This window comes from Roseateles violae, assembly GCF_030410485.1.
Taxonomy (GTDB): Bacteria; Pseudomonadota; Gammaproteobacteria; order Burkholderiales; family Burkholderiaceae_C; genus Roseateles_D; species Roseateles_D violae.
On sequence record NZ_JAUHHC010000001.1, the window covers coordinates 1,122,997 to 1,146,623 of the forward strand.

General features: G+C 70.1%; 26 protein-coding genes. 18 read left to right on the plus strand and 8 right to left on the minus strand.

Annotated elements, in window-relative coordinates; translation table 11 throughout:
- Window positions 1–87: 87 nt before the first annotated feature.
- Window positions 88–684: an Lrp/AsnC family transcriptional regulator gene (locus tag QWJ38_RS05140; protein ID WP_290357962.1), complete on the plus strand. Its 597-nt coding sequence runs from the start codon at window positions 88–90 to the stop codon at window positions 682–684.
- 77 nt (window positions 685–761) lie between these two features.
- Window positions 762–1,910 carry a GGDEF domain-containing protein gene (locus QWJ38_RS05145; RefSeq protein ID WP_290357963.1) on the plus strand — a complete coding sequence of 383 codons (1,149 nt, stop codon included), beginning with the start codon at window positions 762–764 and terminating at the stop codon, window positions 1,908–1,910.
- 11 nt (window positions 1,911–1,921) lie between these two features.
- Here the strand turns inward: QWJ38_RS05145 and QWJ38_RS05150 are convergent, their stop codons facing one another.
- The gene (locus QWJ38_RS05150) at window positions 1,922–2,428 is read right to left on the minus strand and encodes a hypothetical protein (protein WP_290357964.1); all 507 of its coding nucleotides are present in this window, start codon (window positions 2,426–2,428) and stop codon (window positions 1,922–1,924) included.
- A gap of 133 nt (window positions 2,429–2,561) precedes the next feature.
- Window positions 2,562–4,169 carry a S8 family serine peptidase gene (locus QWJ38_RS05155; RefSeq protein WP_290357965.1) on the minus strand — a complete coding sequence of 536 codons (1,608 nt, stop codon included), beginning with the start codon at window positions 4,167–4,169 and terminating at the stop codon, window positions 2,562–2,564.
- 277 nt (window positions 4,170–4,446) lie between these two features.
- Here QWJ38_RS05155 and QWJ38_RS05160 point away from each other — a divergent pair, with 277 nt between their 5' ends.
- Window positions 4,447–5,319: an EamA family transporter gene (locus QWJ38_RS05160; protein WP_290358064.1), complete on the plus strand. Its 873-nt coding sequence runs from the start codon at window positions 4,447–4,449 to the stop codon at window positions 5,317–5,319.
- Complete coding sequence (locus tag QWJ38_RS05165; RefSeq protein WP_290357966.1) at window positions 5,319–6,038, plus strand: hypothetical protein; 720 nt, start codon at window positions 5,319–5,321, stop codon at window positions 6,036–6,038. Before QWJ38_RS05160 ends, QWJ38_RS05165 begins: the two co-directional genes overlap by 1 nt.
- Here QWJ38_RS05165 and QWJ38_RS05170 read toward each other — a convergent pair.
- Window positions 6,016–6,633 (minus strand): flavin reductase family protein, encoded by a 618-nt coding sequence (locus QWJ38_RS05170; RefSeq protein ID WP_290357967.1) that lies wholly within the window; start codon window positions 6,631–6,633, stop codon window positions 6,016–6,018. The genes QWJ38_RS05165 and QWJ38_RS05170 overlap by 23 nt on opposite strands.
- A gap of 21 nt (window positions 6,634–6,654) precedes the next feature.
- Entirely contained in the window at window positions 6,655–6,966 is a 312-nt protein-coding gene (locus QWJ38_RS05175; RefSeq protein WP_290357968.1) for an EthD family reductase, read from the minus strand.
- A 75-nt stretch (window positions 6,967–7,041) separates the two neighbouring features.
- Here QWJ38_RS05175 and QWJ38_RS05180 point away from each other — a divergent pair, with 75 nt between their 5' ends.
- The 10 genes from QWJ38_RS05180 (at window position 7,042) to QWJ38_RS05225 (ending at window position 17,825) form a co-directional block, all read left to right on the plus strand.
- Window positions 7,042–7,677: a hypothetical protein gene (locus QWJ38_RS05180; RefSeq protein WP_290357969.1), complete on the plus strand. Its 636-nt coding sequence runs from the start codon at window positions 7,042–7,044 to the stop codon at window positions 7,675–7,677.
- A gap of 67 nt (window positions 7,678–7,744) precedes the next feature.
- Window positions 7,745–9,019, plus strand: a complete 1,275-nt coding sequence (locus tag QWJ38_RS05185; protein WP_290357970.1) for a glycoside hydrolase family 18 protein — start codon at window positions 7,745–7,747, stop codon at window positions 9,017–9,019.
- Window positions 9,016–9,837 carry an ROK family protein gene (locus QWJ38_RS05190; protein WP_290357971.1) on the plus strand — a complete coding sequence of 274 codons (822 nt, stop codon included), beginning with the start codon at window positions 9,016–9,018 and terminating at the stop codon, window positions 9,835–9,837. The genes QWJ38_RS05185 and QWJ38_RS05190 overlap by 4 nt, the downstream gene beginning before the upstream one ends.
- Window positions 9,838–9,870: 33 nt before the next feature.
- Window positions 9,871–11,469: an ABC transporter substrate-binding protein gene (locus QWJ38_RS05195; RefSeq protein WP_290357972.1), complete on the plus strand. Its 1,599-nt coding sequence runs from the start codon at window positions 9,871–9,873 to the stop codon at window positions 11,467–11,469.
- Window positions 11,466–12,467, plus strand: a complete 1,002-nt coding sequence (locus tag QWJ38_RS05200; RefSeq protein WP_290357973.1) for an ABC transporter permease — start codon at window positions 11,466–11,468, stop codon at window positions 12,465–12,467. The genes QWJ38_RS05195 and QWJ38_RS05200 overlap by 4 nt, the downstream gene beginning before the upstream one ends.
- 7 nt (window positions 12,468–12,474) lie before the next feature.
- Window positions 12,475–13,392 (plus strand): nickel transporter permease, encoded by a 918-nt coding sequence (gene nikC / locus QWJ38_RS05205; protein WP_290357974.1) that lies wholly within the window; start codon window positions 12,475–12,477, stop codon window positions 13,390–13,392.
- Window positions 13,389–14,231, plus strand: coding sequence for an ABC transporter ATP-binding protein (locus QWJ38_RS05210; protein WP_290357975.1), 843 nt, complete (start codon window positions 13,389–13,391; stop codon window positions 14,229–14,231). The genes nikC and QWJ38_RS05210 overlap by 4 nt, the downstream gene beginning before the upstream one ends.
- A complete protein-coding gene (locus tag QWJ38_RS05215; RefSeq protein ID WP_290357976.1) occupies window positions 14,228–14,995 on the plus strand; it encodes an ABC transporter ATP-binding protein in 768 nt (255 codons plus the stop codon). Before QWJ38_RS05210 ends, QWJ38_RS05215 begins: the two co-directional genes overlap by 4 nt.
- A 126-nt stretch (window positions 14,996–15,121) precedes the next feature.
- Complete coding sequence (gene gltS / locus QWJ38_RS05220; protein WP_290357977.1) at window positions 15,122–16,315, plus strand: sodium/glutamate symporter; 1,194 nt, start codon at window positions 15,122–15,124, stop codon at window positions 16,313–16,315.
- A 4-nt stretch (window positions 16,316–16,319) separates the two neighbouring features.
- Entirely contained in the window at window positions 16,320–17,825 is a 1,506-nt protein-coding gene (locus QWJ38_RS05225; protein ID WP_290357978.1) for a TAXI family TRAP transporter solute-binding subunit, read from the plus strand.
- Window positions 17,826–17,838: 13 nt separating this feature from the next.
- Here QWJ38_RS05225 and QWJ38_RS05230 read toward each other — a convergent pair whose 3' ends face one another.
- On the minus strand, window positions 17,839–18,504 hold the full coding sequence (locus tag QWJ38_RS05230) for a PEP-CTERM sorting domain-containing protein (RefSeq protein WP_290357979.1): 666 nt from the start codon (window positions 18,502–18,504) through the stop codon (window positions 17,839–17,841).
- A 139-nt stretch (window positions 18,505–18,643) separates the two neighbouring features.
- Here QWJ38_RS05230 and QWJ38_RS05235 point away from each other — a divergent pair, with 139 nt between their 5' ends.
- From QWJ38_RS05235 to QWJ38_RS05245, 3 genes are all read left to right on the plus strand, one after another.
- Window positions 18,644–19,033, plus strand: coding sequence for a methylglyoxal synthase (locus QWJ38_RS05235; RefSeq protein WP_290357980.1), 390 nt, complete (start codon window positions 18,644–18,646; stop codon window positions 19,031–19,033).
- 61 nt (window positions 19,034–19,094) lie between these two features.
- On the plus strand, window positions 19,095–19,250 hold the full coding sequence (locus QWJ38_RS05240; protein WP_290357981.1) for a hypothetical protein: 156 nt from the start codon (window positions 19,095–19,097) through the stop codon (window positions 19,248–19,250).
- A gap of 107 nt (window positions 19,251–19,357) precedes the next feature.
- On the plus strand, window positions 19,358–21,028 hold the full coding sequence (locus QWJ38_RS05245) for an NAD(P)/FAD-dependent oxidoreductase (RefSeq protein ID WP_290357982.1): 1,671 nt from the start codon (window positions 19,358–19,360) through the stop codon (window positions 21,026–21,028).
- A 14-nt stretch (window positions 21,029–21,042) separates the two neighbouring features.
- Here the strand turns inward: QWJ38_RS05245 and QWJ38_RS05250 are convergent, their stop codons facing one another.
- Together QWJ38_RS05250 and QWJ38_RS05255 are read right to left on the minus strand one after the other, a co-directional pair.
- Complete coding sequence (locus tag QWJ38_RS05250; RefSeq protein WP_290357983.1) at window positions 21,043–21,942, minus strand: TIGR02285 family protein; 900 nt, start codon at window positions 21,940–21,942, stop codon at window positions 21,043–21,045.
- Window positions 21,943–22,008: 66 nt separating this feature from the next.
- Entirely contained in the window at window positions 22,009–22,251 is a 243-nt protein-coding gene (locus QWJ38_RS05255) for a hypothetical protein (RefSeq protein ID WP_290357984.1), read from the minus strand.
- Between the two features lie 34 nt (window positions 22,252–22,285).
- On the opposite strand from QWJ38_RS05255, the gene QWJ38_RS05260 reads away from it, so the two are divergent.
- Window positions 22,286–22,597, plus strand: a complete 312-nt coding sequence (locus tag QWJ38_RS05260) for a DUF427 domain-containing protein (protein WP_491572019.1) — start codon at window positions 22,286–22,288, stop codon at window positions 22,595–22,597.
- 3 nt (window positions 22,598–22,600) lie between these two features.
- Here the strand turns inward: QWJ38_RS05260 and mltA are convergent, their stop codons facing one another.
- On the minus strand, window positions 22,601–23,626 hold the full coding sequence (gene mltA, locus QWJ38_RS05265; protein ID WP_341850475.1) for a murein transglycosylase A: 1,026 nt from the start codon (window positions 23,624–23,626) through the stop codon (window positions 22,601–22,603).
- Between the last annotated feature and the right edge of the window lies 1 nt (window position 23,627).

Consider the following 23,627-nt stretch of genomic DNA (forward strand, 5'->3'; position numbering starts at 1 on the left):
AAGCCGGGCGATTGGTGCTTGCTAGTTTTAGCTCTGCGCCGCCGGTTTGAGCAACAATCTTGCTCAGATTGATGAAAAGGAGCGGCTATGGCATCGAAGTCCACGGCGCAAGGGAAAACCATGAGCAAGTCGGCGGCCGGCCAGCCGCCCAGCGAAGCGGAGGAGGGCCACACCACCACCGGCGGCGCCCCGCATGGCGGCGAACTCGACCGCTACGACGTCGCCATCCTGGCCGAGCTGCAGCGCGAGGCGCGCTTGTCGAACGCCGAGCTGGCGACGCGCATCGGCCTGTCGCCGGCGCCGACCTGGCGACGCGTGCGCTGGCTGGAGGAGCAGGGCTTCATCACCGGCTACCGCGCCGAGCTGGACCGCCGGCGCCTCGGTCTGGGCGTCCTGGCCTTCGTGCGCGTGGATGCCGACCGCAACAACGCCTCGGCGACCCAGGTGCTCGAGCAGGCGATCCGCCAGCTGCCCGAGGTGATCGCCTGCCACTACATCAGCGGCGCCGGCACCTTCGAGCTGCAGGTGCTGGCCACCGACCTCGACGCCTTCAGCCGCTTCACGATCGACACCTTGCTGAACCTGCCCAATGTGAAGGACATCCACACCAGCTTCTCGCTGGGCGAGGTCAAGGCAGGCGCGGCCTTGCCGCTGGGGCATCTGAGCAAGGCGGCAGCGAAGTAAGGCCTCTCCGGCCGGGGCGGTCGGGGAAGGGTTTGCCTGCCGATGGCGGCTGCGCGCCTGCGTTAGGCTTGGCGCCGATGACAAGAACGACAAGAACGGAGACGGCTGCCGCCGATGCGCCGGCGGCGGCGCCAGGCGCCCTGGGCCGCCTGCTGCTGACCGGCGATCCGGTGCAGGCCTTGCGGCTGCGTCAGAGCGGGCTGGCGCTGCTCCTGATGGCGGTCAGCGTCGGCCTGCTGCAGTACGCGGTCTGGGTCGGCGCGGCGGAGCCGGCGCCGATCGCCTGGTGGACGCTGTACTCGGTCGGCGGCCTGGTGGCGGCCTGGCTGGCGATACGCAGCGGCTGGTCGGCGCGGCTGGCCGATCCGGCGCTGACGGTGCCGCAGATGGTCTATGCGATCGCCTGTGCCGCGGTCGGCTACGCGCTGCTGGGGCCCTTGCGCGGCATGGTGATGACGGTGCTCGCGCTGATCCTGATGTTCGGCATGTTCCAGCTGCGCGGCCGCACCGCGATGTGGATCACCGCCTATGCGCTGCTGCTGTTCGGCCTGGCGATGGCGGGCATGGCCAAGCTGCGCCCGGAGGTCTACCGTCCGGCGGTCGAGCTCGGCCATTTCATGATGCTGCTGTGCATGCTGCCGGCCGTCACGCTGCTGGCCGAGCGCATGACGCGGATCCGCCGGCGCCTGCGCTTGCAGCGGCAGGAACTGGCCGAGGCGTTGCAGAAGATCCAGGCGCTGGCGACCCGGGACGAACTGACCGGCCTGCTGAACCGCCGCCATATGCAGACCCTGCTCGAGCAGGAGCGCCAGCGCCGGCTGCGCAGCGGCCAGGCCTTCTGCCTGGCCCTGATCGACATCGACCATTTCAAGCAGATCAACGACGGCCATGGCCATGGCGCCGGCGATGCGGCGCTGCGCGAATTCGCCAGCGCGGCTCAGCAGGCGATCCGCGGTACCGATGTGCTGGCGCGCTGGGGCGGCGAGGAGTTCGTGCTGCTCTTGACCGACACCTCGATGCCGCCGGCCCAGGCCGCCGTCGAGCGCCTGCGCGAGCGCATTGCCGCCCTGGTCGTGATCCAGGCCGGCCGCGCGCTGAACCTGACGATCTCCGCCGGCCTGACCGAATCGCTGCCGCAGGAGAACCTGGCCCAGACTCTGGAACGCGCCGACAAGCTGCTGTACCGCGCCAAGGCCGAGGGCCGCAACCGCGTCGTCGTCGGCTGAGCCCAGCTGCCTCAGGAGCCGGCCACTCCGATGGCCTCGCAGCTTTCCGGACGGGGGATCAGCTCGCGCTTATGACCTTGCTCCGCGGCCAGGGCCATGGTGCGCTTCATGGCCTCCTTGCGCTCGTCGGTATTCAGGACGGTCTCGCGCAGGCCATTGATGGTCATGCGCTTCATGTAGTCGGAGGTGCCCATCGGGAAGAGCCAGGCGATGCAGTCGGAGGAGGCATAGATCTGCTTGCCCAGCTCCAGATCGAGCTTGCCAGTGCTTGTGACCTGCGCCATCGCCTTGTGGGCGATCACGGCGTACTTGGCTGCCGCCTGGCGCTGGGCCTTGCCGCGAAAGTTCTCGCGGATGTAGACCATGGCTTCGTCCGAGACGCTCGCGCGCTCCGGAATCGTGCCCAGCAGGTTCACTCTGGCCGCTTCGAGGCTGGCCGGGTCCTGCGCGTGCGCAAGGGGGAGGGTCAGGGCGAGGGTGGCCACCAGGGCGGCGGTTCTGAGGATCTGTTTGTTCATCGTGATGAAGAGAGCGGGCGCCGGATTCTCTGGCAGAAAAGGCTTTGGGCGCGCGTGGCTCCATCACGAGCAATGCGAATCGGCCAAAAAAACCGGCCCTTCGCAGGGCCGGTGGTCGAGGGCTGGCGCCCGCTCAGTTGCCGCAGCCGGTCTTGGCGATGCGATCGTAGGCGTCCTTGGCCTGCACCAGGCCGAATCCGAACTCGATATCGCGACCCGGCTTGCCGAGTTCCATCGCGCTGGCGTTCAGCACCTGGCGGATCTGCTTGGCACTGCAGCCGGGGAAGTAGCTCCACACCAGGGCCGCGACGCCCGACACATGCGGCGTCGCCATCGAGGTGCCATTGAAGTAGGAATAGATGGCCGGATCGGGCACGACGCCGACGGTGGCGTTCTGGCCCACCAGGCCGGTCAGCACGGCGCCATTCGTGTCGCTGGTGCCGACCGAGGGGATGCTGGTCACCGTCTCGCCCAGGGTGCCGAACAGCATGCCGGGCTGGTTGTTGTAGACGACGGCGCCGACGCCGCCGCTGGCCTGGCAGCGCGAGACCTTCTCGGCGAAGCTGATCTCGCCGCGCTTGATCAGGCAGACCTTGCCGGCCGCGCCCGCGTCATTGGCCTTGCCGAGACCGAAGTCGTAGAGCGCGGCGGTAGCGGTCCCGCGCGGCGAGCCGGTCATCGCGGCCGCGTCGTAGCTGGTGCCGGCCACCGACAGGAGGCCCAGCGACTCGATGTTGGGCGGGATCGTCGACAGCACGGCCACGCCGGGGCCGGCGATCTCGACATCGTTGTTGAACTGCGAGAAGCTGGCGCGCGCCTTGTTGGCGTCGAGCGCGCCGACCGACATCACTTCCTCGTAGCCGGCCGGGAAGGAGGTCGTGCCATTGCCGTCGTTGCCGGCGGCGGCGATGGTCAGGATGCCCTCGTTGAGCAGGCTGCGGAACACGCGACGCTCGGCCTGGCTCGGGTCGCCACCGCCCAGCGACATGCTGATGATGTTGGCGCCGGCGGAAGCGCAGGCGGCCACGGCGTCCATCACCACCGACGATTCGGCCGAGCCGCTGGCGTCGAAGACCTTGGCGATGTGCAGCTTCAGATGGCCGCCCGGGTTGACGCCGACGACGCCGATGCCGTTGCCGCCGATCGCGGCGATCGTGCCGGCCACATGGCTGCCATGCGAGTTCTCGTCCGAGTCCCAGGTGCCCGAGCTGGTCAGGTTGACGCCGGTGACATTGCCCTTGGTGTAGTTGCCGGCCAGGTCCGGATGAGTGCGGTCGTAGCCGGAGTCGATGATGCAGAGCTTGCGGTTGCCGGTCAGCGCATCGCTGAGCTGGTTGGCCTGCACCATGGCGATGCCGTAGGGGCGGATCTCGCTGCCGCTGGTCGGCGTGTCGACGGCGGTCGCCAGCGCTTGCGCCGCCGGCTTGCTGGTCCGCGAACCGAGCACCTGGCGTTTCACATCGGCTTCGACGAAGTCGACATCGGCGCTGGCCTGCAGGGCCGCGACGCCGGCCGTCGGCAGCTTCACGGCAAAGGCGCTGGCGCGCCCGATCTCGCGCACGATCTTGCCGCCGGCATTGGCGACGGCGCCACGCACCTCGGCGGCCTTGCCCGGCTTGTAGGCAACGATCACCGATTCGACGCCGCTGGCCGGCGCGGCGGACACGGAGGAAACGGACAGGGCCAGCAGCGCCAGCGTCATCGCGCTGGGAAGGGCCGAACGAATGCGACGGATGCTCATCTCTAAGGACTCCTTGCGGGTCAGTGAAGCCCCGGACTTTCCGCTTCGCTTCTCGGGAGAGCCATCAGGGCATTCCACACCCCTCAATCGAGCGGCCCCGACAAGGTGACATTCGGAAACCGAGGCTTGACTTGGCACCGCGAAAAATAGTGGAGACTGTGCGGCCGCGCGAAGCGCTTCTCCTTCCGCTTCTTCACCGCTTGCCGCCGATGCCCGACCGACTCTTCGTCCCCACGCCGTCGCCCGCGAAGGCCGCGCCATGAGCGGCCACGCCAGCCTGCCGCCACGCCATGTCCTGCTCGCGCTGGCCGTAGTCGCCATCTGGGGCAGCAACTTCGTCGTCATCAAGGTGGCGCTGGCCCAGCTGCCGCCGCTGCTCTTCGCGACCCTGCGCTTCACGCTCGCGGTGCTGCCGGCGGTGTTCTTCCTGCCGCGGCCGGCCGTGCCCTGGCGCAGTCTGGCCGCCTATGGGCTGCTGGTCGGCGTCGGCCAGTTCGGTCTGCTGTATCTGGCGATGCGCAGCCAGATCTCGCCCGGCTTGGCCTCGCTGGTGATCCAGACCCAGGTCTTCTTCACCCTGCTGCTGGCCATGCGGGTCGCGCAGGAGAAGGTGCGCGGCTATCAATGGCTGGCGCTGGGCCTGGCGGCACTGGGCATAGGCACGATCGCCATCCATACCGACGGCAGCACGACCGTGCTGGGCCTGGCCATGGTGCTGACGGCGGCCTTCTCGTGGGCCTGCGGCAATATCGTGGGAAAAAGCGCCGGGCGGGTCAATATGCTGGCCTATATGGTCTGGACCAGCCTGTTCGCGGCGCCGCCGCTGCTGGCGCTGTCGCTGGTCGTCGAGGGGCCAGTCCAGATGCTGGCCGGCCTGCAGCGCGCCGACGCGGCCGCCTGGGCCGCCGTGCTGTGGCAGGCGCTCGGCAATACCTTGTTCGGCTACGGCGTCTGGGGCTGGCTGCTGGCCCGCCATCCGGCCGCTACGATCGTGCCGATGGCCCTGCTGGTGCCGGTGTTCGGCATCGGCAGCGCGGCCCTGCTGCTGGGCGAGCCGCTGCCGGCCTGGAAGCTGGTCGCGGCGGCGCTGGTGCTGAGCGGGCTGGCGCTGAACCTGCTGTGGCCGCTGTGGAAGACGAGGAGCGCCTGATGGTCGGAGACGAACTCGACAAGCTGATCGCCGCCGCGCCCGAGGCGCAGGTGCGCGCGGTGCTGGGCCAGCTGCTGAAGCAGTACCTGAACCCGGTCTTCGGCGCCCTGCCCAAGGCCGAGCTGGAGCTGGCGATGCTGGAGGCGCTGCAGCGCGTGGGCGCGGTCGAGGCCGATCCGGGCATCTACGAGCTGATCAGCAAGCTGCGCGTCACCAAGCCCAAGGCGCGCAATCTGATCTATGCGCGCGAGCTGCGCCGCCACAGCGCGCCCGAACTCGACGAACGGATGAAGCAGCTGCTGCGTCATCCGCTCCTGCAGAAGAACGGCGAGCTGTTCGCGCTGGAGGTCGAGAACCCGCTGCTGTCCGATCATCTGCGCGCGCGCCTGCAGGTGCTGGGCCACGCCAGCGACGGCAGCTTCTCGAGCAGCCTGGTGCTGCTGCGCGCCGAGGCGCTGGCGGCGCTGGTCGCGTCCTGCCTGACGGCCGATGAGCAGGAAAAACTGCGCCGCGCGCTGGTCAAGGCCGGTGCGCCGGACAGCTCGCTGCGCGGCCTGCTTGCCGGCGGGCTGAAGACCCTGGGCGGCAAGCTCGCGTCCAAGGCCGGCGAGGCCGCGGCCGAGCAGCTGGCCGACTATCTGGGCCCGGTGCTGGACGGCGCGATCAAGCCCGCCGTCGACAAGCTGTCCGGCCTGTTCAGGCCGGCCGGCGCATCTTGAATCCAGGGCCCAGCTCGAAATAGTCGGCCGGCCCGCCGCCGCGCAGGATGGGCTGGGCGGCTGCCGTGTCGTAGATGCCGTCGACCAGCAGCGCCGGCGCGATATGGACGCCGACCACCTCGCCCAGGGTCAGCCAGGTATCGACCGGCTCGCCGGCGGCGCTTTGCAGGCGGATGATCTGGCTGAGCCGGCACTCGAAGGCGACCGGGCTGGCCGCCACGCGCGGCACGCCGACGAGGCGCGAAGGCGCCGTCGCCAGGCCGGCCAGCGCGAACTCGTCGACCTCGGGCGGCACCGCGGCGCAGCTGGCGTTCATCGACTCGGCCAGGCCGCGCGTCGCCAGATTCCAGACGAACTCGCCGGTCGCCTCGATATTGCGCACCGTGTCCTTCCGGCCGATGCTGGCGAAGCCGATGAGGGGCGGCGTGTAGTTGAAGGCGTTGAAGAAGCTGTAGGGCGCCAGGTTCAGCACGCCATCGGCGCCGCGCGTGGCGATCCAGCCGATCGGCCGCGGGCCGACGATGGCATTGAAGGGATCGTGCGGCAGGCCATGGCCCAGCCGCGGTTCGTAGAAATAGCGCTGCGCGTCGTCCATGGCCGCATCGTAGCGGCCGGCTCAGACCTCCTTGGTGTCGAAGAACAGCAGCTCGACCCCGCCGCTGGCGAAGTTGCCCAGATCGGCGGCCGTTGCCGCGCCCTCGGGCGAGCCCAACGCCGCCTGCAGATCGGCCATCGAATCGAAGCTCAGGATGGCCGCCAGATGGTAGGTCTCGGACGGGCCGGCCGGCGTCGCCAGCGGTGTGGCGTTGACCTCGTAGCCGCGTAGCTGCCGGATCTTCTTGGCCAGCGGGATGTGGCGGGTGAAGTAGTAGTCGTCGAAGGCCGCCGGGTTGGCGGGCTTCTTGTACAGCGCGATCAGCTTGGCCATCGGGTGCTCCAGCGGACCGCCATGGCCCGCGCAGCGATGCTAGGGCGGCGCGCGCCGCGGCGTATGCTTGCCCCCATGAAACGAATGCTTATCGCGCTCGCGCTGCTGGCGGCCGCAGCGGCGCAGGCGGCCGGACCGGCGCGCAATCTGCTGGTCGAACTGCGCTGGGTGGCCGTCGATGCTGCGGCTCAGGGCGGCGCGCGCGGAGGCTTGAGTCTCGGCACGGCCAGCCTGGACGCGGGCGGCGGCGAGTCGGCCGTGCAGCGCCTGATCGTCCTCAACGGTCGGCAGGCCGGCGTCAGCCTGCGCGAGCAGTGGCCGGTGCAATGGCTGGACTATGGCGTCGAGCTATCGGCCGTGGGCGGCAGCGGCGGCGGTCCCGGTCGTGGCGATGCGGGCCGGCAGGCCGGCGCCGCCACCGTCTACGCGGCGCCGCGCACGACCCTGGTCGAGAGCCTGCGCGGCTTCAGCGTCACCCCGCAATGGCCGGGCGGCCGCGAACCGGTGCGGGTCGAGTTCCGCGCCAGCACGCCGGCGGCCGGCGGCCAAGCCGAGATCTACGGCACGGTCCAGGCGCCGCTGCAGCAATGGGTGGCGGTCGCGCGCAGCGGGCCGGCCCCGCAGCGGCCCGAGCCGGGCGTCATCAGCAGCCGCGACGCGCAGGCCGCTGCCCAGCGCGAGCTGCAACTGCGCATCAGCGTCGCACCTTGAATTGGTATGTGATTGGTAATTGATTGGTGTTAGGCTGCTGCCCATTCCACGGGGAGCCCTCACGTCCATGCGCCGTCGTTTTGCCGCCTTTGTTTCCGCCGCCCTTGCCGGTGCCCTGATCGCCGGCGGCGCGCTGGCCCAGTCGCCTCGGCCGGGCCTGTTCGCCGCCCAGCCGCTGGACTTCGAGCGCGCACCCGAGGCCCGTGTCGTCGGCGCCTATGTGCCGAATTGGGAACCGGTGGCCCTGGTCGATGGCATCCGGAGCGGCAGCCTGAGCCACATCCTCTACGCTTTCCTGCGCATCTGCGGCCCCGGCCAGCTGGAGAAGGATGCCGCGAACTGCGCCGGCAAGCAGGACTTCCAGCTCGGCGTCGGCCCCAGGGAAGCCGAGTTCGATGCCGCCTTCCAGCGTCTTAAAAAACGCGCGCCGCATATCAGGGTGCTTGCCTCGGTCGGCGGCTGGGGTGGCTCCGATCCCTTCTTCCACCTGGCCAATGACCCGGCGCGCCGCGCCGTCTTCACCGCCTCGGTCGTCGCCTTTCTGCGCGCGCATCCGGGCTTCGACGGCATCGACATCGACTGGGAGCATCCGGGCGGCAATGGTGCGGCCAATGGCGTGCAGCTGGGCGCGCCTGCCGACGGCCAGGGCTATGCCGATCTGATCGACGATCTGCGCCAGGCGGTCGACGCCATGGGGACCGAGACGGGCCGCCGCTACCTGGTGACGACGGCCGTCAACACCACCAGCACCATCGTCAAGCGGGTCAACTTCCGCCAGGCCGGGCCGGCGCTGGATCTGGTCTTCATGATGAGCTACGACTTCTACGGCGCCTGGTCCGAGGCGGCCGGCAACCACACGATGCTGTTCTCCAGCAGCGCCGACGCCGATGACAGCCTCGACCGCTCGGTGCGCAATATGCTGGAGGCCGGCGTGCCGGCGGCCAAGCTGGTGGCCGGCGTCGCCATGTATGGGCGCGGATTTGCCGGCGTCGCCAAGCCGGTGACCGGCGCGGCCAAGAGCGGGCCCTATCCGGCCGGCGGCGAGGGCACGCTGCGCTACCGCGAGATCGCCGCCGAGGCGCTGGGCCCCAAGGGCAGCGGCATCAAGGGCTTCAAGGCGGTGTTCGACGCCAAGACCCAGGCCTGGAGCCTTTGGAATGCGCAGAGCCGCGCCTATATCGGCTACGACGATCCGCGCGCGGTGCTGGCCAAGGGCCGTTACGTGCTGAAGCACGGCCTGGCCGGCATCTTTGCCTGGGAGCTGAGCCAGGACAACGGCGACCTGCTCAATGCGATGAATCTGGGCGTCGGCAACAAAGCGCTGGCGGCCGCCGCGCGATGAGCGGCGTCGGCGTCGATATTGGCGGCACCAAGCTGCTGATCGTGGCCGGCGAGCGCAGCGCACGCCTGCCGACCGGCCCGGCCGCGACGGCCGCCGGCATCGCCGGCGCGATCCGCCGCCAGCTGGCCGACTGGGCGCTGCGGCCCAGCGCGCTGGGCATCGCGATCCCGGGCCTGGTCGACCGCCAGGGCCGGGTGCTGGTCTCGAACGTGCTGCCGGGCCTGAATGGCTGGTCGCCGAAGGAGGAGTTTGGCACCGAGCTGGGCTGCCCGATCGCGGTGCTGAATGACGCCGAGGCGGCCCTGGTCGAGGAGGCGCAGGACCTGCCGGCCGATGCGACGGTGGCCCTGGTGATGGCCGGCACGGCGATCGGCGCGGCCTTCCGCGTCGACGGCCGGCCGCTGCGCGGCGCCAGCGGCTGGGCCGGCGAGCTGGGCTTTTTCCCGCAGCGCCGCGGCGGCGAGCTGATGCGGCTGGACGAACTGGCCGGCGGCCGCCACATCGCCGCCAGCCTGGGCCTGGACGGCGCGCAGCTGGCCGATCTCGCGCAGCGCGGCGACGCGCGCGCGCTGGCCGCGATCGCCGCCGGCGGCGAGGCGCTGGGCCTGGCCCTGGCCGGTGTCGTCAATCTCTTCAATCCACAGCGACTGCTGCTCGGCGGCGGCGCGCTGGAACTGCCCGGCTACGAGGCGGCCGCGCGCGCCGCGCTGCAGAAGATGGCGCTGGCGCCGCTGCTGGAGGTCTGCGAGGTCCGGCGCGCCGGCGCCGGGCCGGAGCTGGTCGCGCGAGGAGCGATCCGGGCGGCCGGATCAAGCTGACACAATGCGGGCGAATTCCGAAAGGCCCGCTCGATGAACATCACTCGCCGCACCCCCTTGCTCGCCGTCGCCGCCCTGCTGGCGGCCGCCCTGGCGCCGCAGCTGCAGGCCGCCACGCCCAAGGACACGCTGGTCCAGGCCTTTGCCTTTGACGACATCATCACGATGGACCCGGCCGAGTCCTTCGAGATCTCGGGCGGCGAGATCCTCGGCAATACCTATGAGCGCCTGGTCAAGTTCGACGTCGCCGATCCGAGCAAGCTGAGCGGCGCGCTGGCCAAGGGCTGGACCGTCTCGGCCGACGGCCGCAGCTTCAGCTTCGAGCTGCAGCCGGGCCTGAAGTTCGCGTCCGGCAATCCGCTGACGGCGGAGGATGCCGTCTGGTCGCTGCAGCGCGCGGTGCTGCTGAACAAGACGCCGGCCTTCATCCTGACGCAGTTCGGCTGGACGGCGGCCAATGTGGCCGAGATGGTCAAGCAGACCGGCCCGCTGAGTTTGACGATCACGACCGACAAGGCCTATGCGCCCAGCTTCGTCCTGAACTGCCTGACGGCCAATGTGGCCTCGGTGGTCGACAAGAAGCTGCTCAGCGCCAAGGCCCAGGGCAATGACATGGGCAACAGCTGGCTGAGGCTCAACCATGCCGGCTCGGGCCCCTTCAAGCTGCGCGAGTGGCGCGCCAACGAGATCCTGGTGCTCGATCGCAACGACAACTACCACGGTGCCAAGCCGGCGCTGGCGCGCGCGATCTACCGCCATGTGAAGGAGGCGGCGACGCAGCGCCTGCTGCTGGAGAAGGGCGATGTCGACATCGCGCGCAATCTGGCGCCGCAGGACCTGGCGGCGGTCGGCGCCAACAAGGAGGTCAAGCTGACGTCGACGGCCAAGGGCACCGTCTACTACATCAGCCTGAACCAGAAGAACGCGCTTCTCTCCAAGCCCGAGGTGCGCGAGGCCTTCAAATGGCTGGTCGACTACGACGCGATCGGCGCCACGCTGATCAAGGACATCGGCGTCGTCCACCAGAACTTCCTGCCGCAGGGCCTGCTCGGCGCCAGCAGCGACAAGCCCTACAAGCTCGACGTGGCCAAGGCCCAGGCCCTGCTGACCAAGGCCGGCCTGCCCAAGGGCTTCAAGGTCACGATGGACGTGCGCACGCTACAGCCGGTGCAGGGCATTGCCGAAGCCGTGCAGCAGACGGCCAAGCGCGCCGGCATCGAGATCGAGATCATCCCCGGCGATGGCAAGCAGGTGCTGACCAAGTACCGCGCGCGCAAGCACGACATCTATATCGGCGAATGGGGCGCCGACTACTGGGATCCGCACACCAATGCCGACACCTTCGCGCGCAACCCCGACAACGGCGACGAGGCGAAACTGAAGCCGCTGTCCTGGCGCAATAGCTGGGCCATTCCCGAGCTGACGAAGAAGAGCGACGCCGCCGTGCTCGAGCGCGACACGGCCAAGCGCGTCAGGCAGTACCAGGACATCCAGGCCGAGTTCCGCAAGACCAGCCCCTTCGTGATGCTGTTCCAGCAGACCCAGGTGGCGGCCGTGCGCGGCAATGTCGAGGGCTTCAAGCTCGGGCCGACCTCGGACTCGACCTATGTGTTCACGGTGACGAAGCGTTGAAGTCGTTCGCGAGATTCCTGCTCAGCGTCGCGCTGACCTATCTGGGCCTGCTGGCCGTCACCTTCTTCATCGGCCGCGTGGTGCCGGTCGATCCGGTGCTGGCCATCGTCGGCGATCGCGCCAGCGAGGAGCAGATGACCCAGGTGCGCACGGAGCTGGGCCTGGACCAGCCGCTGCTCACGCAGTTCGGCGTCTATGTCCGCAAGGTCTTGCGCGGCGATTTCGGCAACTCGCTGCTGAGCTCGAATCCGGTGGCGCAGGATATTGCGCGCGTCTTCCCGGCGACCCTGGAGCTGGCGACGGTCGGCATCGTCATCGGCGCCGGCCTGGGCGTGCCGCTGGGCGTCTGGGCCGCCGTGCGGCGCGGCCGCTTGGTCGACCAACTGCTGCGGGTGATGGGCCTGGTCGGCTACTCGGTGCCGATCTTCTGGCTGGGCCTGATGGGTCTGGTGCTGTTCTACGCCAAGCTCGGCTGGGTGGGCGGGCCCGGGCGCATCGACATCGCCTTCGAGTACAGCGTGACGCCTGTGAGCGGCATCCTGCTGATCGACACGGCGATGGCCGGTGAATGGGAAGCCTTTCGAAGCGCGCTGGCGCACCTGGCCCTGCCGGGCCTGCTGCTCGGCTATTTTTCGCTCGCCTATATCAGCCGCATGACGCGCAGCTTCATGTTGAAGGAGCTGGGCCAGGAGTACGTGGTCGCGGCTCGCGCCAAGGGCCTGTCGGAGGCGCGCATCGTTTGGCGCCATGCCTTGCGCAATGCGGCCGTGCCGCTGGTGACGGTGATCGCGCTCAGCTATGCCGGTCTGCTCGAGGGCTCGGTCCTGACCGAGACCGTGTTCGCCTGGCCCGGCCTGGGCCAGTACATCACCAATTCGCTGCAGAACGCCGATATGAACGCGGTGCTGGGCGGCACCCTGGTCGTCGGCTCCATCTTCATCGCGCTGAACCTGCTGTCCGATCTGCTCTACCGCCTGCTCGATCCCAGAACCCGCTAGACGCCCGATGAGTTCTTCTTCCTCCCCTTCGCTGCACGAATGGCTGATGAGCGAGCGACCGGCCTCGCGCCGGCAGGCGGCGCTGGGCCGCGCCTATGCGGGCTGGCTGAACTTCGCCCGCAACCGCCTCGCGCTGCTGGGCCTGGCCATCGTGCTGGGCCTGGTGCTGATCGCCGCGCTGGCGCCCTGGATCGCACCGCATGCGCCCGATGTCGGCGATCTGCTGAGGACGCGGCTGCTGCCGCCCTCGGGCGCGCACTGGCTGGGCACCGACGACCAGGGCCGCGACATCCTCTCGCGCATCCTGCATGGCTCGCGCATCACGCTCTTCGTCGTGACCCTGGTCGCCTTGCTGGCCGCGCCGATCGGCCTGGCGGTCGGCACGCTGTCGGGCTATCTGGGCGGCTGGGTCGATGCGGCGCTGATGCGCATCACCGACATCTTCCTGGCCTTCCCGCGCCTGATCCTGGCGCTGGCCTTCGTGGCGGCCCTGGGCCCCGGCATCGAGAACGCGGTGCTGGCGATCGCGCTGACCTCCTGGCCGCCCTATGCGCGCATCGCCCGCGCCGAGACGCTCACGATTCGCCAGGCCGACTACATCGCCGCCGTGCAGCTGATCGGCGCCTCGCCGCTGCGCATCGTGCTGCGCCACATCATGCCGCTGTGCCTGCCCTCGGTGATCGTGCGCGTGACCCTGGACATGGCCGGCATCATCCTGACGGCCGCCGGCCTGGGCTTCCTGGGCCTGGGCGCGCAACCGCCGACACCCGAATGGGGCGCGATGATCGCCGCCGGACGCGCCTATGTGCTGGACCAGTGGTGGGTGGCCGCGGGGCCGGGTCTTGCCATCTTCATCGTCAGCCTGGCCTTCAATCTGCTCGGCGACGGGCTGCGCGATGCGCTCGATCCGAAGAGCAGCGCATGAGTGCGGCGCCATTGCTGGAAGTCCAGAACCTGCGCGTCAGCTTCCCGGCGCGCGACGGCGGCCTGATCGAGGCGGTGCGCGGCGTTTCCTTCACGCTGGGCCGCGAGCGCCTGGCCATCGTCGGCGAGTCGGGCTCCGGCAAGTCACAGACCGGCCGCGCGATCCTGGGCCTGTCGGCGCCGCAGGCGCTGGTGACCGCCGAGCGCTTGAGTTTCGGCAGCACCGATCTGCTGCGCTGTGCGCCGGCCGAGCGCCGCCGGCTGCGCGGCCGCCATATCGCGATGGTGCTGCAGGATCCCAAGTACTCGCTGAACCCGGTGCTGCGCATCGGCGAGCAGATCGCCGAGACCTTGCGCGCGCACCAGCGCGTGCCGGCGGCCGAGGCGCGGGCCCGCGTGCTGCGGGCGCTGGCCGATGTGGCGATCGCCGACCCCGAGCGCGTCGCGCGCCTCTATCCGCACGAGGTCTCCGGCGGCATGGGCCAGCGGGTGATGGTGGCAATGATGCTGATCGCGGAGCCCGAGCTGCTGATCGCCGACGAGCCGACCTCGGCGCTGGACGTGACCGTGCAGCTGCAGCTGCTGGCCATCCTCGACCGCCTGGTGCGCAGCAGAGGCATGGGCCTGATCTTCATCTCGCACGATCTGCGCCTGGTGGCCAGCTTCTGCGACCGCATCCTGGTCATGTACGCCGGCAAGGTGGTCGAGGAGATCGCCGCGGCCCGGCTGCACGAGGCGCAGCATCCCTACACCCAGGGGCTCTTGAACTGCCTGCCGCGGCTGGGCGAGGCGCGCCACCCGCTGCCGACCCTGCAGCGCCGCGAGGAGTGGAAGGCATGAGTCTGGGCCTGGAGGTGCGCGATCTGCAGGTCCGCTTCGGCGACTTCACCGCCGTCCACGCGCTGAGCCTGAGCCTGGCGCCGGGCGAGAGCTTCGGCTTGGTCGGCGAATCGGGCTCGGGCAAGTCCACCGTGTTGCGCGCGATCTGCGGGCTCGTTCCCGCAACAGCGCGCTCCGCCGGCATGATCCGGCTCCGCGGCGAGGGCGAGTTGCCCGAGCCGGGCAGCAAGGCCTTCCGCCGCCGCGTGCAGATGGTGTTCCAGGACCCCTACGGCTCGCTGCATCCGCGCCAGACGGTCGATCGCATGCTGGCCGAACCGCTGGCCATCCACGGGTTGGACCGGCCCGAGCAGCGCATCGCGGCGACGCTGGACGCCGTGGGTCTGGGCGCGGGCTTTCGCTTCCGCTATCCGCACCAGCTGTCCGGCGGCCAGCGCCAGCGCGTCGCGATCGCGCGCGCGCTGATCCTCGAGCCCGAGATCCTGCTGCTCGACGAGCCGACCTCGGCGCTCGATGCCTCGGTGCAGGCCGAGGTGCTGAACCTGCTCGAGTCGCTGCGCCGCCAGCGGGCCTTGAGCTTTCTGATGGTCAGCCACGACCTGGCCGTCGTCACCCATCTCTGCGAACGGCTGATGGTGATGCGCCAGGGCCGCGAGGTCGAGACCCTGGCCGCCGCCGACCTGGCCGCGGCGCGGGTCGGGCAGGACTACACGCGCGAGCTGATGGCGGCCTCGCGGGGCTTTCGCCGCGACGCGGCCCGCTGACGTACTGTTCGCACGGAGCCCGCGCCTCTGGTCGCGGGCCGGCGTTCGTGTCAAACTCGTCCCCGGTCCGGCGCTCGCGTGCCGGGTCTTGCCTTCGGTCCCTGCCGCGCAGAAGAGGAGCGTCGGATGAGTCTGGATCCGCTCGGGTCGCTGTTCGCGGCCTTGCTGGTGTTGCTGATCGGCGCCTTGCTGAACCGCAAGGTCGCGCTGCTGGCGCGCTACAACATCCCCGACCCGATCACCGGCGGGCTGCTGTTCGCCATCATTGCCGCGCTGCTGCTGGCCGCGACCGGTTTCCGCATCGAGTTCACGCAGACGATCAAGTCGACCCTGCTGCTGATGTTCTTCTCCGGCGTCGGCATGTGCGCCGATCTGCGCGAGCTGAAGCGGGGCGGCAAGGCGCTGGTGATGTTCCTGGCCATCCTGTTTCCCTACATCCTGGTGCAGAACGGCGTCGGCATCGCGGTGGCGATGGCGCTGGACCAGCATCCGATCTTCGGCCTGGTCGGCGGCTCCATCACCCTGGTCGGCGGCCATGGCACCGGCGCCGCCTATGCCGAGCGCTTCGCCGAGGTCAACAATCTGCAGGCGGTGATGGAGCTGTCGATGACGGTCGCCACCATGGGCTTGATCGCCGGCGGCATCATCGTCGGTCCGGTCGCGCAATACCTGATCAAGCGCCACAAGCTGCGCCAGGAGGGCGAGGTGGCGGCCGTCGACGAGGCGGCGCTGACCGAGCACGAGCCGGCGATCGGCAAGATCGGCGTGATCGGCACGCTGGCCGGCATCCTGGCCGCGGTGACGGCGGGTCAGTGGCTGGCCGCGCGCTTCTCCGGTAGCACGATCACGATCCCGAGCTTTCTGTGGTGCATGATGCTGGGCGTCGCGATCCGCAATGTGCTGCCGCTGGCGCGCATCCGCTTCGACGACCGCGCCTCGGACCTGGTGTCCTCGGTCTGCCTGTCGCTGTTCCTGGTGATGACGATGATGGCGCTGGACCTGGTCCAGGTGCTGCTGTCGGCCGGCCCCTTCATGGTGATGCTGGCCGCGCAGATCGTCTTCATCATCCTCTACACCATCTTCGTCTGCTTCCGCTTCATGGGCGGCGACTACGAGGCCGCCGTCGCCTCGGCCGGCATGATAGGCTTCAATATGGGCTCGACCGCGACCGCGATGGCCGGCATGCAGACCATCACCGCGCGCTATGGGCCGGCGCCGCAGGCCTATCTGATCGTGCCGCTGGCCGGGGCCTTCTTCATCGACCTGATGAATGCCGTCGTGCTGACCCTGATGCTGGGTCTGCCGTTCATGGGAGGTTGAGACGATGAAGCGCATCCCGATTCATCGCTGCGGCCTGCTGCTGGCCGCCTCGCTGCTGCTGGCCGCCTGCGGCCGCGCGCCCGACGCCGAATCGCTGGGCCGCGACGTGCAGGCGCGGCTGGCGGCGGCGCTGCCGGCCGAGACGGTCAAGATCGAGGCGCTGCACCGCCGCGGCTCGCAGTCGGACACCAAGGCGCCCGAGGGCCACACGCGCCGCATCGTCTATTACGACGTCGACCTGAAGCTGGCGCGCGACTTCAATTTCGGCGCCTGGGATTCGCCCGGCGTCGCCGGCCTGGTGTCTGCCTTCGGCACCGGACCCAAGGGCATCAGCGGCATCACCAGCGGCGGCAACAAGGCCGGCGACGCGATCCGCGTCCATGCGACCGCGCTGTACGAGAAAGGCGAGGGCGGCTGGACGCCGGTGGCGCCGGCCGGCTACGCGCCGGCCGCCGCGCCGGCCTATGCCGGCGGCGAGCCGCAGAATCGCGCCGCCGCGCTGCTGCAGTCGATGCAGAAGGTGATCGAGTCGATGCCCAAGGACGCCAATCCGGTGCAGCGGGCAATGATCGAGGAGGAACTGGCGGCGGCCCATGCGGCGATCCGCGCGCGGCTGGCACGCGCCAGCGACGGCTACGCGATTGCCGCCGGGCCCGAGCACGGCCAGTACCTGCGCTTCGCCCAGGCGCTGTCGGCGCGCTCCAGCCTGCGCATGGTGCCGCTGGTGACGCGCGGCGGCGAGGAGAACCTGCGCATGCTGCAGGCCGGCAAGGCGCCGCTGGCGCTGGTGCAGGGCGACACGGCGCTGGCCGCCTACGAGGGCCGCGAGCCCTTCCAGGACGGCGGGCCCGACAACACGCTGCGCGCGATCGGCAGCCTCTATCCGGAACCCGTCCATGTGCTGGTGCGCGCCGACCAGCGGGTGCTGACGGTGGCCGATCTGCGCGGCAAGCGCATCGCGATCGGCGTGCCCGGCTCGGCCTCGCGCACCGCGGCGCTGCGCGTGCTGCAGGCGCATCAGCTCGGCCCCAAGGATTACCAGGCGGTCGAGATCCCACTCGGCGACGCGCTGACGGCGCTGCGCCGCCAGGAGGTCGCGGCGGTGGTCCAGGTGATCGGCGTGCCGGCCGACAGCATCCGCGATGCGGTGGCGGAGACGCCGCTGCGCCTGCTGCCGCTGTCGGCGCCGGCGGTCGCCAGCCTGGTCACGCCGGGCAGCGGCCTGTTCGCCAGCACGATCGCGCGCGGCAGCTATGCGAACCAGGCCGACGATGTGCGCACCGTCGCGACGACGGCGGTGCTGCTGGTCGGCCGCGACCTGTCCGACGCGGAGGTCACCGCGCTGACCCGCTTCGTCTACGACAAGGGGCGGGACTTCGCCGCGCTGGGCAGCGCCCAGGGCTCGCAGGTCGGGCCGGCCACGGCGACCCAGCAGCTGCCGGTGCCGCAGCACCAGGCGGCGGCCGCGGCGCTGGCGGCGCTGGGAGCGGCCAGCGCCGCGGCGCGCTGAGGCGCCGGCTGCTTCAGTCGCCGGCGCGGCGCTTGCTGAGCCGCAGGCTCAGGCCGCCCAGGCCCAGGAGGAACAGGCCGAGGCTGGCCGGCTCCGGCACCGGGCTCAGCGCGGCAACCGGCAGATTGGCGTTGTCCGGCGCAAAGTCCGAGATCGCCGCCGTGCCGGCGATGCCGGCCGCGCGCGGCCACAGATTCCAGGTGTACATGCCCTTGGCAAAGCCGGTGCTGGGCAGCAGCGCGCCGTCGATCTCGGCAATGATGGTCGAGCCGACCACCTTGGCCGTGCCGGCCGGCAAGGTGACGCCGCCGCTGACGACGCCGGAGCCGTCGCCGTTCAGGCGCACGATCGCGTCGAACAGCACGCCGCCGACGCCGATGCTGGCAAAGCCGGCCGTGCCGGCGCCGCGGTTGATGCCCCAGACATAGAAGGAGCCCGGCGTCGTGCCGATATCGCCGTTCATCGTGCCGGCGAAGACGAACTTGTCGGTCATCGGGTTGTAGGTCACGAAGCTGCCGAGCACGTCCAGATCGCCAGCATGCGGGCCGGTGAAGCTGGCAATGAAGTCATTGCTCGCATCGGTCACGCCCAGCGCCTGGGCGGCCGGCGCGGCGAGCGCCAGCGCGCACAGGGCGGCGGCGCCCGCCAGGGTCTTTCTTGCAAAGGGCTTGTCGTTCATGGTCTTGTTCGCTCCAAGCTGGGCCGGCGCGGAATACGACGGCTGGCCGTGAGTAGCCGGCCGCGCCGCACCGGTTAAGGCCGCGCGGCCGTAACCCCCTAGAAACTCGCACGGCGCGAGGCGCTACTAAGATCGCGCCATGAAGCTTGCGCTGATCGCCCACGACCACAAGAAGGACGCGATGGTGGCCCTGGCCGCCGAGTTCCTGCCCTTTCTGAGGACCGCGAGCCTGATGGCCACCGGCACGACCGGCGGCCGTCTGGTTGCCGAGCTGGGCCTGCAGGTCGAATGCCTGCTCAGCGGTCCGCTGGGCGGCGATCTGCAGATCGGCGCGCGGCTGGCCGTCGGCGAGGTCGATGCGGTGATCTTTCTGCGCGACCCGATGACACCGCAGCCGCATGAGCCCGATATCAATGCGCTGGTGCGCGCCTGCGACGTCCATGATGTGCCCTGCGCGACCAATGTGGCCGGTGCCCGCCTGATGCTGGGGCGCTGGGCCGCCCAGGCTGCCGACGGCATTCGCGGCTAAAATCCCGCTTTCGGGCCGCCCGGCGGTCTGTTCGCATCCCCTTATCTGTACCGGAGCCATCATGGGCAACAAGATCAAAACCGAAGCCGACCGCCGCGCCACGCCGCGTCCCGCCGGCCTGTCGTTCACCCACGGCCGCGGCCAGAAGAGCAGCCTGGAGCGCGGCTCGCACACCCGCAGCAAGAAGAACCCGGGCAAGCGTCCGCACAGCGGTTGAAGCCGGCGGTGGGATGAGCGAGATCACCCACCGTTTGCTCTGATCACAGGCCCCAAGCCTCGCGGCGGGGCCTGTTCCATTTCCAACGCATGCATTGATCAATCACCATGATCCGCATCACCGAACTCCGCCTGCCGCTGGACCATGCCGAGGACGCACTGCGTCCGGCCATCGTTGCCCGTCTGGGCATCGCCGACGCGCAGCTGCGCGCCTTCACCGTCTTCAAGCGCAGCTATGACGCCCGCAAGAAGGCGGCCATCCTCTTGATCTACACGATCGACTGCGAGCTGGCCGCCGAGGACGAGGCCGCGCTGCTGCAGCGCTTCGCCGGCGATCCGCATATCAAGCCGACGCCGGACACCGGCTACAAATTCGTCGGCCAGGCGCCGGCTGGCGGCTGGCCGGAGGATAGGCGCCCGGTCGTCATCGGCTTCGGCCCCTGCGGCATCTTCGCCGCGCTGATCCTGGCCCAGATGGGGCTGCGGCCCATCGTGCTGGAGCGTGGCAAACAAGTGCGCGAGCGCACCAAGGACACCTGGGGCCTGTGGCGGCAGAGCGAGCTGAACCCCGAGTCGAACGTGCAGTTCGGCGAGGGCGGCGCCGGCACCTTTTCGGACGGCAAGCTGTGGAGCCAGATCTCCGACCCCCGCCATCTGACGCGCAAGGTGCTGACCGAGTTCGTCAAGGCCGGCGCGCCGGAAGAGATCCTCTATGTGAGCAAGCCGCATATCGGCACCTTCCGGCTGGTGTCGATGGTGATCAAGATGCGCGCCGAGATCGAGGCGCTGGGCGGCGAGATCCGCTTCCAGCAGAAGGTGTCCGACCTGCTGATCGATGACGGCCCCGGCGGCCGGCATGTGCGCGGCGTCGGCCTGGAGTCCGGCGCGCAGATCGCCACCGACCATGTGGTGCTGGCCCTGGGCCACAGCGCGCGCGACACCTTCGGCATGCTGCACGAGCGCGGCGTCTTCATGGAGGCCAAGCCCTTCTCGATCGGCTACCGCATCGAGCATCCGCAGTCGGTCATCGACCAGGCCCGCTTCGGCCCGAATGCCGGCAATCCCATTCTCGGCGCGGCCGACTACAAGCTGGTGCACCACGCGAAGAACGGCCGCTCGGTCTACAGCTTCTGCATGTGCCCGGGCGGCACCGTCGTCGCGGCGACCAGCGAGCCGCAGCGCGTCGTCACCAACGGCATGAGCCAGTACTCGCGCAACGAGCGCAATGCCAATGCCGGCATCGTCGTCGGCATCTCGCCCGAGGACTACCGCCAGGACGGCAAGCGCGACGGCAGCCCGGTCAATCCGCTCGATGGCATGGCCTTCCAGCGCATCTGGGAATCGCGCGCCTACGAGCTCGGCGAGGGCGACTACCGGGCGCCCGGCGCCCTGGTCGGCGACTTCATCAAGCGCCAGCGCAGCAAGCTGCTGGGCAAGGTCGAGCCCAGCTACAAGCCCGGCGTCACCCTGACCGATCTGCAGCAAAAGGGCAAGGGCAGCCTGCCGGGCTATGCGCTGGACGCGATCCGCGAGGCGCTGCCGGCCTTCGAGCGCCAGATCAGGGGCTTCTCGATGGCCGATGCGGTGCTGACCGGGGTCGAGACCCGCACCTCCTCGCCCCTGCGCATCACCCGTGGCCGCGACTACCAGAGCCTCAACGTCAAGGGCCTGTACCCGGCCGGCGAGGGCGCCGGCTATGCAGGCGGCATCATGTCGGCCGGCGTCGATGGCATCGAGGTGGCCGAGGCAGTCGGCGCGTCGCTGCTGGGAGCGCGCTGAAGGCTGCCAGGCTGTCAGCGGATCTGCGAGGGCTTGGCGCGTTCCTTGTAGAAGGCGTCGGCGCGCGCCCCTAGGTGCTGGCGCGGATCGCCGCCCGAGGCCCAGCGCTCGTTCAGCTCGCGCAGCATCTGCGCGCCGGCGGGCGTGCCCAGCACGCGGTCGATGCCCCGGATGGCTTCCAGGCCCCAGGGCGTGCGCGGGCAGGCGACGCCCGCCTGCATCGGCTCGGCGCCCTGGATGGGCACGGCGGCCAGCTCCTCGAACTGCGGATGCGGCTGGGCGCGGCCGGCGTTCAGCGAGATCGCATATTCGATCGTGTAGTCGGCGCGGCCGATGTCCAGCATGGGCAGCATCTTGCTGCCGAAATCATTGGCCGCGTAGAAGCTGATCGAGCGGTTCTGCGCCGGCCGCTGCGCCAGCTGCGCGTCGATATGGCTGCCATAGCTGCGGCCCTCGACCAGCGCGCCGCGCAGCCGCTCGTCGGCCAGCAGTCGCGCCAGCAGCACCTCGCCGGCGGCATTGCGCGGCAGCGCGGCCAGCTTCTCGCGGCGCACGATCAGCTGCAGCGGCGGGCCGATCTGCGTGTTGGTGAAATAGGCCTGTTTCTCGCGCTCGGGGGTGCGCACGACCGAGACCAGGCAGACCGGCTCGCCGTCCAGCAGCTTCTGCCAGCTGCGCTTGGGATTCGCCTGCACGATCTGATGCCGCGGCGCCGGCCATTGGTTGGCGACGAAACCGACCAACCGGTCGGCCAGTCCGCCGCTGGGGCGCTCGTCGGCGGCGGCCGGCGGATCGGCCGACAGCCAGGTGATGCTGTCCACCCGCGGCGCCTCGGCGGCGCGGCCGGCGCCGGGGGCTCCGGCCAGGGCCAGCAGCAGCGCTAAGGGCAAATGCGTCGCTTTGATCGGCTTCAAGATGAGCGGAGCATAGCGCGCCAAGGCCCCCGCCGCGGCCACGGGTTTGCCATGCCCCGGGTCACGCTAGGCCTGCTGCTGCATCAGCTCGATCAGCTCGCGCAGGAAGTCCAGCGCCTCCTCGGGCGTGGCGAAGAAATACTCGCCGCCCAGATCGGCCACGTCGCCGCCCGGGCCGATGTGGACGACGGACCAGCCCTCGGCGCCGCCGCCGATCGCGCAGATGCCGAAGCTGCCGGGCGCCAGCTCGCGGGCGCTGCCCGCGGTGACGAAGATGTCCTTGCCGAGATGGCTGTAATAGCGTTTCACGGCCGCGATTGTCACCGCTGGCTATAGTCGCCCGATCGCAGGAGATCGAGAAAGAAAGAGCAGCGGCATGAAGGCAATCTGGAACGGCGTGGTGATCGCCGACAGCGAGGACATCGTCACCGTCGACGGCGAGCACTATTTCCCGCCCGAGTCGCTGAAGCGCGAGTACACCACCTTCAGCAACCAGCGCAGCAGCAGCTGGAAAGGCCAGGCCCAGTACCTGAGCCTGTTCGTCAACGGCGAGATCAATCCGGACGCGGTCTGGTTCTATGCGGAACCCAGCGAGGCCGCGGCCGAGATCAAGGGCCGCTACGCGTTCTGGAAGGGCGTGCAGGTCGTCGAATAGCGCTCAGGGCCTTGGCCACAGCGCCCACAGCCGCAGCGGCTGCTTGGTGCGCAGCGCCTGCGCCTCGGCCTCGGCGCCCCAGCCCCAGAAGAAGTCGGCGCGCACCGCGCCGACAATGGCGCTGCCGCTGTCCTGCGCCATCGCCAGCCGGCGCAGCGGCGCGCCGGCATCCAGCCAGACCGGCGTGCCGTAGGGAATGCTGGCCTTGTCGACCGCGATCGAGCGGCCCGGCGTCAGCGGCACCCCCTGGGCGCCGCGCGGGCCCATGCCGAGGTCGGACAGCGGCTCCTCGCGGAAGAACACATAGCGCGGATTGCTCCACAGCAGCTCGTTGAGCCGGGCCGGATTGCGCCGCGCCCAATCGCGCACCGCGGCGCGCGGCGCCGCCGGACCGTCCTTCCATTCGCCCATCGCGGCCAGCGCCGGCCCCAGCGGCTGCAGCGGCTGCTCGTTGTGGCCGGCGAAGGCCATGCGCAGCCAGCGCGGCCGGCCGCCGTCCTCGTCGTCGACGCGCACCCGGCCCGAACCCTGCAGCTGCAGCACCTGCAGATCGATAGGGTCCTCGATATAGACCAGCGCCCTCATGCGGCTCTTCAGCGGCTCGCTGTCGATCTGGCGGCGCGTGTAGTAAGGCCGGCGCTGGTTCAGATCGGGCGGGGCGGCCAGCACCGGCACCTGGAAGCCGGCCTGCGGCTGGCGGCGCGCGATCAGCTCGGGCTCGAAATAGCCGGTCAGCAGGCCCTGCGCCTCGCCGTCCAGGCTTTCGATGCGCCAGGGCCTCAGATGCTGCATCAGCCACAGCAGCGCCTCCTGGTCGTCGGCCGGGCCGCTCATCAGCAGCGCCTTCGCGCACAGTTCCGCCCAGCCCGGCGCCGGGCGTGCGCAGCCGGCGCGCAGCGCGGGCCACAGCTCGGCCGCGCGGTCCTCGCCCCAGCCGGGCAACTCGCTCCAGTCGACGGCGATCCAGCGCGCGCGTTCGCGTTGCTGCTGTTCGCGCGGGCGGGCCGGCTCGGCGGCCGGCGCGCTCACC